This is a genomic window from Defluviicoccus vanus (assembly GCF_014672695.1).
Lineage (GTDB): Bacteria > Pseudomonadota > Alphaproteobacteria > Rhodospirillales > Defluviicoccaceae > Defluviicoccus > Defluviicoccus vanus.
This window is the reverse complement of record NZ_CP053923.1, coordinates 775,797-789,165: the sequence shown is the minus strand read 5'-3', so window position 1 is coordinate 789,165 and position 13,369 is coordinate 775,797. Positions and strand designations below refer to the sequence as shown.

Below are 13,369 nucleotides of genomic sequence, written 5' to 3'. Positions count from 1 at the left end.
GCCAGTCTATCTGCCGTTGGCTGGGGATGTATTTTTCGGCGTGTACGTCGCCTTGATGGCAGTTTTGACCTCTAGCAGCCTGTCGGACTTAACGCGAGGCGGAGCTGTGGGTTATAGAATCCGGGCATGGATTCACGCCCCCGGCCCGGACCTCTTCGGCATGAGCAACTTCCGCCCGATCGACCGCGACAGCGGATTTCTGATGCCGCCGTCGGTGGACGAGTGGCTTCCGCAGCGGCACTTGGCGCGGTTCGTGGTGGAGGTGATCGCGGGGCTGGATCTGCGGCCGATGACCGGCAGCTACCGTGGCTCTGGGGAAGCGTCCTACCACCCCAGCCTTCTGCTGGGCATTCTGATCTACGGCTACGCCACCGGGGTGTTCTCCAGCCGCAAGCTGGAGCGGGCGACCTATGACAGCGTGGCGTTCCGCTTCATCGCGGCGAACGATCATCCGGACCATGACACCATCGCCGCGTTCCGCCGACGCTTTCTGCCGCAGATCGAGAAGCTGTTCGTCCAGGTGCTGGTGCTCGCGCGCGAGATGGGCGTGCTGAAGCTGGGAACGGTCGGGCTCGACGGGACCAAGGTCCACGCCAATGCCAGCCGGCACAGCGCGCTGTCCTATGACCATGCGGGCAAGCTGGAGGCCCAACTGCAGGCCGAAGTGGCCGATCTCATGGCCAAGGCAGAAGCGGCGGACCNNAGGTGGACATCGCTGACGGCATGTCGATCCCCGACGAACTGGCGCGACGTGAGGAACGGTTGTCCAGGCTCGCCGAGGCCCGGGCGAAGATCGAGGCCCGCGCGAAGGAACGCTTCGAACGGGAGCAGGCAGACCATCAGGCGAAACTCGCAGCACGGGACGCCAAGGCAGCGGCCACCGGCAAGAAGCCCACGGGCCGTGAGCCGAAGCCGCNCGGTGGCGACGCCGCTGCCCACGGATCAGATCAATCTGACCGACGAGGAAAGCCGCATCATGGCGGTGGCGGGCGGCGGTTTTGAGCAGTGCTACAATGCGCAGGCGGCGGTGGCGGCGGGCAGTCTGCTGGTGGTGGTCGCCGACGTGGTGCAGGCGCCCAACGACAAGCAGCAGCTTACACCCATGCTGGACAAGATCGGCACTCTGCCGGACGTGCTCGGCAGGCCGGACATGCTGTTGGCGGACAATGGCTACTTCAGCGAGGCGAATGTGCAGGCCTGTGTGGCCGGCGGGATCGAACCGCTGATCGCACTTGGTCGCGAGGCGCATCATCTCAGCCTGCAAGAGCGCTTCGCTGCGGCGCCACCGGCGCCCGAAGACCCCACCCCGGTTCAGGCGATGGCGTATCGGCTGCGCACGCCGCAGGGCCGCGCGCTCTACGCCCTGCGCAAGCAGACGCCCGAGCCAGTGTTTGGCATCATCAAGTCCGTGCTGGGGTTCCGGCAGTTCCTGCTGCGCGGGCTCAATGCCGCCCGTGGCGAGTGGAGGCTTGTGACCATGGCATGGAACCTGAAGCGGATGTTCGCCCTCAGCCGCGCCGTCTAGCAGCCTGTCGGACTTAACGCGAGGCGGAGCTGTGGGTTATAGAATCCGGGCATGGATTCACGCCCCCGGCCCGGACCTCTTCGGCATGAGCAACTTCCGCCCGATCGACCGCGACAGCGGATTTCTGATGCCGCCGTCGGTGGACGAGTGGCTTCCGCAGCGGCACTTGGCGCGGTTCGTGGTGGAGGTGATCGCGGGGCTGGATCTGCGGCCGATGACCGGCAGCTACCGTGGCTCTGGGGAAGCGTCCTACCACCCCAGCCTTCTGCTGGGCATTCTGATCTACGGCTACGCCACCGGGGTGTTCTCCAGCCGCAAGCTGGAGCGGGCGACCTATGACAGCGTGGCGTTCCGCTTCATCGCGGCGAACGATCATCCGGACCATGACACCATCGCCGCGTTCCGCCGACGCTTTCTGCCGCAGATCGAGAAGCTGTTCGTCCAGGTGCTGGTGCTCGCGCGCGAGATGGGCGTGCTGAAGCTGGGAACGGTCGGGCTCGACGGGACCAAGGTCCACGCCAATGCCAGCCGGCACAGCGCGCTGTCCTATGACCATGCGGGCAAGCTGGAGGCCCAACTGCAGGCCGAAGTGGCCGATCTCATGGCCAAGGCAGAAGCGGCGGACCAGGTGGACATCGCTGACGGCATGTCGATCCCCGACGAACTGGCGCGACGTGAGGAACGGTTGTCCAGGCTCGCCGAGGCCCGGGCGAAGATCGAGGCCCGCGCGAAGGAACGCTTCGAACGGGAGCAGGCAGACCATCAGGCGAAACTCGCAGCACGGGACGCCAAGGCAGCGGCCACCGGCAAGAAGCCCACGGGCCGTGAGCCGAAGCCGCCGGTGGCGACGCCGCTGCCCACGGATCAGATCAATCTGACCGACGAGGAAAGCCGCATCATGGCGGTGGCGGGCGGCGGTTTTGAGCAGTGCTACAATGCGCAGGCGGCGGTGGCGGCGGGCAGTCTGCTGGTGGTGGTCGCCGACGTGGTGCAGGCGCCCAACGACAAGCAGCAGCTTACACCCATGCTGGACAAGATCGGCACTCTGCCGGACGTGCTCGGCAGGCCGGACATGCTGTTGGCGGACAATGGCTACTTCAGCGAGGCGAATGTGCAGGCCTGTGTGGCCGGCGGGATCGAACCGCTGATCGCACTTGGTCGCGAGGCGCATCATCTCAGCCTGCAAGAGCGCTTCGCTGCGGCGCCACCGGCGCCCGAAGACCCCACCCCGGTTCAGGCGATGGCGTATCGGCTGCGCACGCCGCAGGGCCGCGCGCTCTACGCCCTGCGCAAGCAGACGCCCGAGCCAGTGTTTGGCATCATCAAGTCCGTGCTGGGGTTCCGGCAGTTCCTGCTGCGCGGGCTCAATGCCGCCCGTGGCGAGTGGAGGCTTGTGACCATGGCATGGAACCTGAAGCGGATGTTCGCCCTCAGCCGCGCCGTCTAGCCTGCGCGGCCAGTTCCGCAGGCGCGCCAGCGCGACCGCACCGCCCAAAATGGCGCTGACAGAGGCGCCGACGCACCGATCCCTACGCAGGTCCGGCGACGCCCGAGACGCAAGTCCGACAGGCTGCTAGCCTGCGCGGCCAGTTCCGCAGGCGCGCCAGCGCGACCGCACCGCCCAAAATGGCGCTGACAGAGGCGCCGACGCACCGATCCCTACGCAGGTCCGGCGACGCCCGAGACGCAAGTCCGACAGGCTGCTAGCGCCACCGTAAAGGAATTGCGGCGACGGGCCTGTTATGAAGACGAAGGGATTGTCCTGATTGCGATCATCACGCTCGCAGCGATCACCCTCAGCATTGGTTCAATCTTTACCCTGTTTTCCCAGGCCAAACATCCCGACGCCCTCGCCCTCGCTCTCGCCATCGCCAGCGTGCCGTTGGGGTGGTTGACGTTGCATACCCTTGCCGCTTTTCACTATGCGCATCTCTACTACACATCCGGAGGTCCGAAAGGCGAGGATCCGAAAGATGCGGGCGGTCTTGCATTTCCCAGCACTGACGAACCGATCGGCTGGGATTTCCTCTATTACTCATTTGTCGTCGGGATGACGGCGCAGGTTTCCGATGTGCAGGTGCTGACGACACCAATGCGTCGGCTGACGTTGGCCCATGGTGTCGTGTCTTTTTTCTACAACACGGTCATTCTGGCACTGGCCGTAAGTTTGGTTGCCGGGCAGACGTCTTAAGGTGACCTGTCATGGCCCAAGATACGGTCACGGATTACTCGCCATCGCGTCAGCCGGTCAAACGGTGTGGGGCACATTGACGGAAAATTTGAACGATGTTAGAAAAAATATACAATTGATTGGTGAGGTTTGAAGATGCTGATGACCGCGGGCGAGTACCGGGAGTCGCTGCGGCGCTATACGCCGCGGGTGTTTGTTGATGGGCGGCGGGTGGACAGCGTTGCCGACGAGCCCGCCCTGGCGCCCGGGATCAATGCCATCGGCATCACCTATGACTTCGCCCTGCGTGACGAGCACCGGGTGCTGATGACGGCGCAGCAGGCAACCTCGGGCAAGACTGTCAACCGGATGCTGCATATCGATGGCAGCAGTACCGACCTGCTCTACAAACTGGAGGCGGTGCGGCTGGTGTGTCGTGAGTCGGGCTGTGCCCAGCGCTATCTCAGCCACGACGCGCTGAACGCGCTGTTTCAGGCGACGAGACTGGCCGACGACGCGCACGGCACCGACTATCACCCGCGGTTCATCACCTATCTGCACCGGGTGCAGGACGAGGATCTGACCCTCGGCGTTGCCATGACCGATGCCAAGGGCGACCGGTCGCTGCGGCCCGGCCGGCAGGCCAACCCCGATAGCTACGTCCACATCAAGGAACGGCGCGCCGACGGCATCGTCATCCGTGGTAACAAGGCGATCGTCACCGGCGCGCCTTACGTGCACGAACTGCTGGTGATGCCGTGCCGGACGATGACCGCGGACGATACGCCCTTCGCCGTCTGCTGTGCCGTGCCGATCGACGCGCCTGGGATCACCATCGTCGCTCGTCCTGCCGGGCGGCCGGGAGAACGGGCCGCTGTCTTCTCTGCCCGCTATGGCCAATCCACCGGCGTCGTCATCTTCGATGACGTCTTCGTGCCCTGGGAGCGGGTCTTTCTCGCCGGTAAAACCGCCGAAGGCGGCTACCTCACCACCACCTATGCGACGCATCATCGCCATTCCTGCATTGGCGCCCGTGCCGGCTTCGGCGACCTCTTGATCGGTGCCGGGGCGCTGATGATTGAGGCCAACGGCCTCGATCCGGCACGGCACGGCCATATTCGCGACGCCATGGTCGAGTTGATCACCATCACCGAAGGTTTTTTCGCCTGCGGCGTCGCTGCCTCCGTCTACGCGACGCCCGATCCCGCCGGTTCGGTGCAGCCGGACGCGGTGTTCGCCAACATCGGCAAGCTGTTGCTGGCGACCAAGATCTACGACATGCAGCGCCTCGCCCATTACGTCTCGGGCGGCCTGATCGTCGCCTTGCCCGGACCGGAGGAGGACCACAATCCGGAAACAGCGGCGTCTCTCAGCGCCGTGCTTGCCGGCCGGCCGGATATTCCCGCCGGCGAACGCCTGCAGGTGGCACGCCTGATCGAGGATTTGACCGCCTCCTACCAGGGTGGCTGGTACTCGGTGATCTCGTTGCACGGCGGCGGTTCACCCGAAGCAATGAAGCGCGAAATCTGGCGCAACTATCCGGTGGCGGAAAAAGCGAAGACGGTGGAACGCCTGCTCGATCGCGGACTGCTCGCCGACGGCCGCCCCGGCGCGGCGCAACCGGGGCGATGCTGCGTGACCGGTTGTCAGGTACCGCCCGTAGCGGAATCGTCAGCGCTGATTAGCGGCGAACCGGCTACGGCTGCGGACTGACGACGGGAGCGATGAGTACGAAGCCGCGGCTGCTGTCGAGCGCATCCGGCTCGGCCATAGTATTCATCGCCCGAAACAGATCCTCGGTTGCTACCCATACCGGCGGGTACTTGTAGCGGGAGACGTCGAGGATGAGGAAGCGATCGCTGTCGGCATCGTAGGCGGCGAGTGGAGAGATATGTCCGCCTCGCTCCTGGCCGATGGCGCTGCGCAGATAGTTGACGATCACATAGTGACCAGGCGTCGCCAGCGCTTGCCGGGCCAGTAGGCGAAAGGCGTCGACGCTGCTGTCGGCAGCGTGGTGCACGCTCACCGCGACCCCGTAAACCTCAAGGATACCGCCGATCTGGTCGAGTGTCATGCCCTGTCGCAACAGCACAGTCTGCGGCACGACCGCTTCGGTCTGGCTGTTGAGCACATTGGTCTGGGTAAACATCCGGTAGGGTGCATGCTCAGGCGTGGCCGGTGCTTCGATGCCAAGGGCGTTGAGGACGATGACGATGGAAGCAACACCGCAATAGGCGCCATTCTGCTGCGTCTCCAAGTAAATGCTGAGCGGCCAGTAACTCTCCCGCGCCTCGCTTTCGAGGAGGAGGTGTTCGCCCTGCTCGCTTGCGAGGCTGATGAGAGTGTCCGGCAGGGGCAGCGTTCTTGCACCCGCTGCGGCGGCTGCCAGCGAAAGGGCGATGCCGATCAATGCACTCCGCAGGCGGCCTTGCATGTGATCAAGTCCTCCGGGCTCCAGTGCAGGAAAGCATACGATGCTGTGGCCGGAGCACAAGATTATCCGCACCTGAGCGAAGCGGTGGCTCGCATCGCTGTTGATTGCCTCATGTCCGACCGGCCAAACAAAAAAGCGCGCCACTCGTAGCTGAGTGGCGCGCCTTCAGTTGATAGGTGTGTGTGCCGATAGATCAGACGATAAACGGCACGATGATCAGCGAGACGATCGACAGCAGCTTGATGAGGATATTCATCGCTGGGCCGGAGGTATCCTTGAACGGATCACCAACGGTGTCGCCAATGACCGCTGCAGCATGGGCATCACTGCCCTTNTTCTCGCCGGGAACCTGGCCACTCTCGATGAACTTCTTGGCGTTATCCCAAGCACCGCCGGCGTTGGCCATGAACAGTGCCAGGACGACACCGACGATCATCGAGCCCATCAGCATGCCGCCGAGGGCGGAGGGGCCGATGAAGAAGCCGACGATGACCGGTGCGGTGACCGCCATCAGGCCAGGGGCGATCATTTCGCGCAGGGCGGCATTGGTGGAGATGGCGACACAACGGGCAGTGTCCGGCTTGCCCTGACCCTGCAGCAGACCGGGAATCTCGCGGAACTGGCGACGGATTTCGTTGACCATATCCATCGCCGCCTTACCGACGGAGCTCATCGTCATCGCCGCGGCCATGACGACCACGATCGCCCCGAGAAATGCACCAACCACCACGCGAGGGTCGGTGATGTCCATGGAGACACCTCCCGGCGAACGCAGTTCGATCGCCTGCTTGAAGGCAACGAAGAGGGCCAGCGCGGTGAGGGCGGCCGACCCGATGGCGAAGCCCTTGCCGGTAGCGGCGGTGGTGTTGCCGATGGCGTCAAGGCGGTCGGTAATTTCCCGCACGCTGTGCGGCAGCTCGGACATTTCGGCAATCCCACCGGCATTGTCGGAGACAGGACCGGAGGCGTCGAGGGTCATCGTCATGCCGGAGGTGGCGAGCATGCCGACGGCGGCAATGGCGATGCCGTACAGGCCGGCGCTCTGGAAGGAGACGAGCGTGGCGGCCGCGATCAGCAGCAGCGGTATGGCACAGGATTCAAAACCGACGGCGATGCCGGTGATGATGTTGGTGGCCGCGCCTGTCTTCGAAGCGGCGGCAATACGGAAAACCGGTTTGGAGCCGGTGTAATAGGAGGTGATACGGCCGATACACACGCCGGCGACGTTACCGGCGATCAGGGCGAAGAAGATGCCCCAGCCGTAGCCGAAGGAGAGCAGGACAATGAGCGTCAGGCCGATGAAGATCGCCGCCGTGCTCATGTCGGCGATCGCCAGCGCCCGGGCGGGACCGACCCCGCGCAGGAAGCGCAGCCCGAAAATGCCGCACAGCGAGGCGGCCATGCCGATGCAGGCCATGATCAGTGGCAAGGCCATCAACATCAGCTGGATCGCTGCGATTTCGCTGCCAGGCGCCGTTGGAATGCCCAGCGACGATGCCACGGCGAGGAGACGGGTCGGCAGCTGCTCACCGAACATCGCAATCACGTCGGGATGGGTAAGGGTGGCAGCGATGGTGACCGCGGCGACCATCGATCCGACGTAGGATTCATAGATATCGGCACCCATTCCCGCCACGTCGCCGACGTTGTCACCGACGTTGTCGGCAATCACGCCCGGATTGCGTGGATCGTCCTCGGGAATGCCTGCCTCAACCTTGCCCACAAGGTCGGAGCCCACGTCGGCTGCCTTGGTGAAGATGCCGCCACCGACACGGGCAAACAGCGCGATCGACGACGCGCCCATCGAGAAGCCCCAAATAATATTGACGTTCTCGATCGTGCCGAAGAGGTAGAAGAGAACCCCGAGACCAAACAGGCCGAAGGCTGCAACCGACAGTCCCATAACCGCACCACCATTGAACGAGACGTTGAGTGCGGCGCGTTCGCCGCTCAACATCGCGGCGGCAGTGGTGCGGACGTTTGCCTTGGTCGCTGCCTTCATGCCAACAAATCCAGCGAGCGCCGAAGTCAGCGCGCCGAATACGAAGGCAATACCCATACGAAAGTCGTACTGAAAGGTCAGTAGGATGGCAACGACCACCACGAAAATCGATATCCGCAGGTATTGCTCGCGCAGATAGGTCATCGCTCCGAGATGAATCTCTTCACTAATGGCCTTCATGCGATCGGTACCAACGGGTTGGCGGACGATACTAAGGTAAATTGAAAACGCCGCCAGAAACCCGACAATTGCAGCGGATATCGCCACAATGCCGGTACTAACTCCCATACTCATGCAACTCTCCCTCCGTCAAGTCGTCCTACGGCAGATATACAACCAAACAGCCGTCGACGACGGCGGAAGCGCTTCTGGAGACGGCCGGCCTCGGCTATTCAAATTTCGTGCCGATAGCACGCGGGGCTGCCCCAGCGAGGCGACTTAGGTTTGGTTTGACTTCGCTGGGGCTGGCTTGATGCAAACTCCGCTCGTCATAACGTACTCTGTCTAGGTCGCATTCGAGCAAATGACCAACGATGAAATGGAATGCCACCTATTCACGGCACGAGGTTGCATCCGGATAGGAAGACGCAGACAATAACGGTCAAACTGCGGTGCTTTTGACCAAACGATGGGCATTGCGTCGCTGTTTCCTATTTGGAGCCGCGTTTCACACGATCTGTGAGCGCTAGCTGGCATACGGGATTAGGAGAGAGCACAGAATGTTGGTTCGGCACTATATGGTGCGTTCGGCCGTCGCCATTTCGACCGTGGTGGATACTGCAACTCTTGGCGAGGCGCTCGCCAAGATGGTGAAACACCACATGCAGCAATTATTGATCATCAAGGCGGACGGAACGTTTGTCGGCGAAGTTTCGACCTTTACTCTGGCAAAATTGCTTCTGCCGAAAAACCTGGAGCGGCCACAGACCGCACAGGAAGCGGAAGAGGAATCAGCGATCGACGTCGATGATCGCATTACGCCTTACCTGGGCCGGAAGGTCGGCGATTTTGCCGAACATGATCTGCCGATCATGCGACCGGACTCGCCATTGGGCGAGGCCCTGCAGCTGCTGGCTGCGGGCAAGCTCAGGCTGCCGGTGGTTGATCCACAGACCAACAAGCTGATCGGTGTTATCTCGGCGCTGACCGTGCTGCGGCGCTACCAATTTTGATGCGCTGCAGCAAAGTGCAGTTGGACTGTCTGCCGCTCTCGGGCGGTTTTCCTTAATCTTTGCCGTCTGGTGTGGACGTTGGGGACAATGGGGAAACCGTCGACGAGTGCCTGGCCAAGTATGGAGGTGTGGTTACGTAACGAGCGATCGCTTCAAGGTGGTTCGTGGCGCTTCCAGAGCCGGAAAGCGGCCTTGCGGGACGACGAACCGGCGACAACTGACCCATATCATTTCCGAGCGGCGACGGGGGCTGATGGTGAGGTCCCTCCTGTCAGTCCGTGCGGAGGGTCGTTCAGCTGCTATGCGCAACGTAGCGCGGCGCATCGCCGTTTGCTGGCCACACCGGCCCGGATTTTGCGTCAGGGCTCGCGACCGCGATCTTGTTGTTAATGTTGCTTCCTGCTGGAAGCCGATTGCAGACTAAAGAGGAAGGTGGGTAAACGCATGAAGGTTATGATTCTTCTGACTGGTGGAGGACCGATGATCATTCTGACATCGTCCGATCTGCCAACCGCTCCAACACTGCTGAAGGAACTGGCGAATAAGGGAATCGAGAAATTTATCGCCTACGAAATTCCGCTCGATCTGGCGAAGTCACGCTACGGTGCCCACTTTGACGCGGTATCGCACGACGTGCACGAGACTGACCAACTGCGCATTCTCGATTTCAACGGTCAGCGGGCATTTTCGTTGTTCCGCTTCGATGAATGGGGCCCGCCCACCCGCTATGAGGCGCCGCCGCACCATCGGCTCGGGATCAGCTGACCGTGGCCGGTCCGGCGGCCAGATAGGGCGGTCATAGCAATCCCAAGGCACGTAAAGAGCGCGTGCCGCCCTTTGCCACGATCACGTGATCATGCAACGTGATGCCAAGTCGTTGTGCCACTCCGTTGACTTCGCGCGTCATCGCCACGTCGGCAGCTGATGGCGACGGATCGCCGGAGGGGTGATTGTGGACGAGGATAAGCGCCGTCGCTCCCAGTTCAAGCGCGCGCTTGATGACCTCGCGCGGGTAGATCGGGGCATGGTCAACGGTGCCGCGCTGCTGCTCTTCATCGGCGATCAGCTTGTTCTTCCGATCAAGGAACAGAACGCGGAAGTGTTCGATCGATTCATCCGCTAGGCGTAGCCGGCAGTAATCCATCAATGCTGTCGACGAGGAAAGAACCGGTCGATCGGCGATCTGCTCTAGCAGAATGCGCCGGCCCGCTTCGCGAATGGCGCGAAACAAGGCGAGCGTTCTGTCGTTGACCCGCTTGTGGCGAAGCAGACGCGCCGCATCCCCTGCGAGCACGGCGGAAAACGACCCGAACTCGGCCAGCAGCGCCCTGGCCAATGGCTTCACGTCCACTCGATCGACTGCATAGAAAAGCAAGAGTTCGAGCAGTTCGTAATCGGCGAGGGCATCCGCGTCGCCATTGAGAAAGCGCTGGCGCAAGCGTCGACGATGGTCTGCATGGCCCGGCTGGCCGGTCGATGGCTCAGCCGGCTGCGGCGGTTCGGCCGCTTCGTCGCCCCCTGGCGAGTCAACTCTGATAGGGCGGCCGGTCAAGCCCGGCGGGTGACAGGGTGAACACCTCGAAGCCATCCTCGGTGACGGCGACCGAATGCTCGAACTGCGCCGACAGTGAACGATCCTTGGTCACCGCGGTCCAGCCGTCATTGAGGATCTTCACTTCCCAGCGGCCGGCATTGATCATCGGCTCGATGGTGAAGAACATTCCTTCTTCCAGCACCGGGCCGTCCCCCGGCTCACCGAAATGCGGGATATTTGGCGCGTCATGAAAGACACGGCCGAGGCCGTGACCGCAGAAATCGCGGACGATCGAAAAGCGTTCTGCCTCGGCAAAGGACTGGATCGCATAGCCGATGTCGCCGACCGTCACCCCGGGNCGAACGATGCGGATACCCCGCCACATCGCCTCGAAGGTAATGTCCATCAGGCGTTGCGCCTTCACGCTGACGCGGCCTACGGGATACATCCGGCTGGAATCGCCGTGCCAGCCGTCAAGGATGACGGTGACATCGATGTTGACGATATCGCCTTCCAGTAATCGCTTGTCACCAGGTATGCCATGGCAGACGACGTGATTGACCGAGGTGCAGATGGACTTGGGAAAGCCGCGGTAGTTGAGCGGCGCCGGGATGCCGGCATGATCGCGGATGAAAGCATCACACAGCCGGTCCAACTCGTCGGTGCGCACGCCTGGCTGGACGTGTGGAGTTACGAAATCAAGCGTCAGCGCGGCGAGATANGCCCGCTCGCCGCATGCCGACGACGTCCTCGAAGGAGTGAACCTTGATCTTCCGCGTATCGACCAGAGTNNCGCAGTCCGGCGCATATTGCCCATTCCCAGATTTCAATCACGTCGTTGTTTAGGGGTAACCCGTCCCCGTCAGGGGAGCACCGCGCGCACGCGATCGGTGACCGTGATCGTGGTGGTGGTTACGCAACATCTGTATGCCAACACCTCCACGCCATCCGCCATCGCCTGCGCTAACGCCGCAGCGTACATCGGATCGATGTCGGCTGCGATCGCAAAGGTGTCGCTGTCGCTCCGTTGCAGCAAGTACATCATGACCGCCCGTTCGCCACGCTTCGCCACCTCCGCCAGTTCCACCAGATGCTTTGTGCCGCGCGTGGTGACGGCATCGGGGAACTCTGTCAGCGAACCGTCGGCCAAGGTTCGCTTCAGCGTCACGTTCTTAACTTCTACATAGCAATTAGGACAGTTGGGGTTCTGCAACAATAAATCAATACGTGAGTTGCTGCCGTATCGCACTTCCCTGCGCATGTCAGTATAGCCGCAAAGCTCGGTGATCGCCCCGCGGGAAAGCGCTTCCGCGACAATTCCATTGGCGCGGTGGGTGTTTATGCCAACGAGCGCTTCACCGACACGAATGAGTTCCCACGTATATTTCAGTTTCCTGTTTGGATCTGCCGCCGGGGAAAGCCAAACTTCCGAGCCCGGTGTATTGACGCTCAGCATCGAGCCCGAGTTTGGGCAATGCGCGGTCACCGTGATCGCCGAATCGAGCACCACTTCGGCCATGAACCGGTTGTAGCGGCGCACGAGGGTGCCGTGGAGCAGTGGCTGTGGCAGGATCATCGCTGACCATCGCTGCCCGAGCGCCCAACATTGTCGCAACCGGCATCGTCGCCACCGCTAAGGGCGTCGGCCAGCCGGTTGCGCGCGCTGCCCGGCCGCAGCGCCTGCGGCTGTGACGGATCGGGTGCCCAGGCGGTGAGGTAGATGAGTTGAAATGTGGCGGGCACCCGGCCGTTGGTGTCGGCGAAGGTCAGGCGATAGTGGTCGAGCGCCTGAAACAGCGTGTCTCGCCGTAGCGACGTCTTGCGCCGCTCGATCACCGCGTTGGTTTCACCCATGCCGCGGAGGTCGCGGAGCAGATCAAGCGGTTCGCCGTAGGACACGGTGATCGTTTCGGTATCCACCACCGGCAGGGCGAAACCGGCTCGCTGCAGCAGGGCCCCGGCATCGCGGACGTCGGCAAAGGGAGCGACGCGCGGGCTCAGCCCNCCTTCCACCGTCAACTCTGCCGCCGCCAGCGACTGGCGCAATTCCTTCAGCGTTTCGCCGCCCAGCATCACGGCCAGCAGCAGGCCATCCGGTTTCAGTGCGCAGCGAAGCTGCGCCAGCGCCCCCGGCAGGTCGTTGACCCAGTGCAGGCTCAGCAAGCTCAGCACCAGATCGAAGCTGGCGGGCGCAAAGGGCAGTGTCTCCTCGTCAGCCGCAAGGCGGAGGCCGGAGACAGTTGCCGCCATCCGCGGCGACAAGTCAGCCTGCACCATGGTCTGAACGCCGCCGCGTCCGCTTAATTCCTCTGCCAGCACACCGCTGTGACAGCCGAGATCGAGCGCCAGGGGAAATTGCCGGCGGATATCGACCAGCCGGTCGAGTAGGCGGTCCGCCACCTCGCGGAAGAGAAAATCATGGCGAGAGAACGCCGCTGCCGCACGGTCACGATGACGGCGAACGGACAGACGGTCGAAAACCAACATTGCATCGGCCAATGCGATACCCTTTTGGGGAAATTTATGCTAAGC

The 13,369-nt window shown here is 62.6% G+C and carries 9 protein-coding genes and 3 pseudogenes; 6 read left to right on the top strand and 6 right to left on the bottom strand.

All coding sequences use genetic code 11. The features are described 5' to 3' along the window. Positions 1–160 precede the first annotated feature (160 nt). The 4 genes and pseudogenes from HQ394_RS03565 (at position 161) to HQ394_RS03550 (ending at position 5,408) form a co-directional block, all read left to right on the top strand. Positions 161–1,525, top strand: a pseudogene (locus tag HQ394_RS03565) (IS1182 family transposase). A gap of 85 nt (positions 1,526–1,610) precedes the next feature. Continuing rightward, positions 1,611–2,972, top strand: a complete 1,362-nt coding sequence (locus HQ394_RS03560; RefSeq protein WP_190260069.1) for an IS1182 family transposase — start codon at positions 1,611–1,613, stop codon at positions 2,970–2,972. 267 nt (positions 2,973–3,239) lie between these two features. Beyond that, positions 3,240–3,716 (top strand): annotated as a pseudogene (locus tag HQ394_RS03555) (DUF1345 domain-containing protein); the annotation flags it as partial. A gap of 135 nt (positions 3,717–3,851) precedes the next feature. Next, positions 3,852–5,408 (top strand): 4-hydroxyphenylacetate 3-hydroxylase family protein, encoded by a 1,557-nt coding sequence (locus HQ394_RS03550; protein WP_190262054.1) that lies wholly within the window; start codon positions 3,852–3,854, stop codon positions 5,406–5,408. On the opposite strand, the gene HQ394_RS03545 is transcribed toward HQ394_RS03550, so the two are convergent. Then, positions 5,392–6,129: a phytochelatin synthase family protein gene (locus tag HQ394_RS03545; RefSeq protein WP_190262053.1), complete on the bottom strand. Its 738-nt coding sequence runs from the start codon at positions 6,127–6,129 to the stop codon at positions 5,392–5,394. The genes HQ394_RS03550 and HQ394_RS03545 overlap by 17 nt on opposite strands. Positions 6,130–6,322: 193 nt before the next feature. Further along, the gene (locus tag HQ394_RS03540; protein WP_190263102.1) at positions 6,323–8,419 is read right to left on the bottom strand and encodes a sodium-translocating pyrophosphatase; all 2,097 of its coding nucleotides are present in this window, start codon (positions 8,417–8,419) and stop codon (positions 6,323–6,325) included. Between the two features lie 449 nt (positions 8,420–8,868). Here HQ394_RS03540 and HQ394_RS03535 point away from each other — a divergent pair, with 449 nt between their 5' ends. Both HQ394_RS03535 and HQ394_RS03530 read left to right on the top strand, forming a co-directional pair. Beyond that, positions 8,869–9,303, top strand: coding sequence for a CBS domain-containing protein (locus HQ394_RS03535; protein WP_190262052.1), 435 nt, complete (start codon positions 8,869–8,871; stop codon positions 9,301–9,303). Positions 9,304–9,747: 444 nt separating this feature from the next. Further along, complete coding sequence (locus HQ394_RS03530; RefSeq protein WP_190262051.1) at positions 9,748–10,068, top strand: hypothetical protein; 321 nt, start codon at positions 9,748–9,750, stop codon at positions 10,066–10,068. 31 nt (positions 10,069–10,099) lie between these two features. Here HQ394_RS03530 and radC read toward each other — a convergent pair whose 3' ends face one another. The 4 genes and pseudogenes from radC to HQ394_RS03510 form a co-directional block, all read right to left on the bottom strand. Further along, positions 10,100–10,855: a RadC family protein gene (gene radC / locus HQ394_RS03525; RefSeq protein ID WP_223291820.1), complete on the bottom strand. Its 756-nt coding sequence runs from the start codon at positions 10,853–10,855 to the stop codon at positions 10,100–10,102. Further along, a pseudogene (gene map / locus HQ394_RS03520) lies at positions 10,830–11,574 on the bottom strand (type I methionyl aminopeptidase). The gene radC and the pseudogene map overlap by 26 nt, the downstream one beginning before the upstream one ends. A 125-nt stretch (positions 11,575–11,699) precedes the next feature. Beyond that, complete coding sequence (sfsA, locus tag HQ394_RS03515; protein WP_190262049.1) at positions 11,700–12,413, bottom strand: DNA/RNA nuclease SfsA; 714 nt, start codon at positions 12,411–12,413, stop codon at positions 11,700–11,702. After that, a complete protein-coding gene (locus HQ394_RS03510) occupies positions 12,410–13,324 on the bottom strand; it encodes a methyltransferase domain-containing protein (RefSeq protein ID WP_190262048.1) in 915 nt (304 codons plus the stop codon). Before HQ394_RS03510 ends, sfsA begins: the two co-directional genes overlap by 4 nt. Between the last annotated feature and the right edge of the window lie 45 nt (positions 13,325–13,369).

Excerpts from the sequence above, each read along its gene's own strand:
- HQ394_RS03560 (WP_190260069.1), top strand. The coding sequence starts at position 1,611 with ATGAGCAACTTCCGCCCGATCGACCGCGACAGCGGATTTCTGATGCCG.
- HQ394_RS03550 (WP_190262054.1), top strand. The coding sequence starts at position 3,852 with ATGCTGATGACCGCGGGCGAGTACCGGGAGTCGCTGCGGCGCTATACG.
- HQ394_RS03545 (WP_190262053.1), bottom strand. The coding sequence starts at position 6,129 with ATGCAAGGCCGCCTGCGGAGTGCATTGATCGGCATCGCCCTTTCGCTG.
- HQ394_RS03535 (WP_190262052.1), top strand. The coding sequence starts at position 8,869 with ATGGTGCGTTCGGCCGTCGCCATTTCGACCGTGGTGGATACTGCAACT.
- HQ394_RS03530 (WP_190262051.1), top strand. The coding sequence starts at position 9,748 with ATGAAGGTTATGATTCTTCTGACTGGTGGAGGACCGATGATCATTCTG.
- sfsA (WP_190262049.1), bottom strand. The coding sequence starts at position 12,413 with ATGATCCTGCCACAGCCACTGCTCCACGGCACCCTCGTGCGCCGCTAC.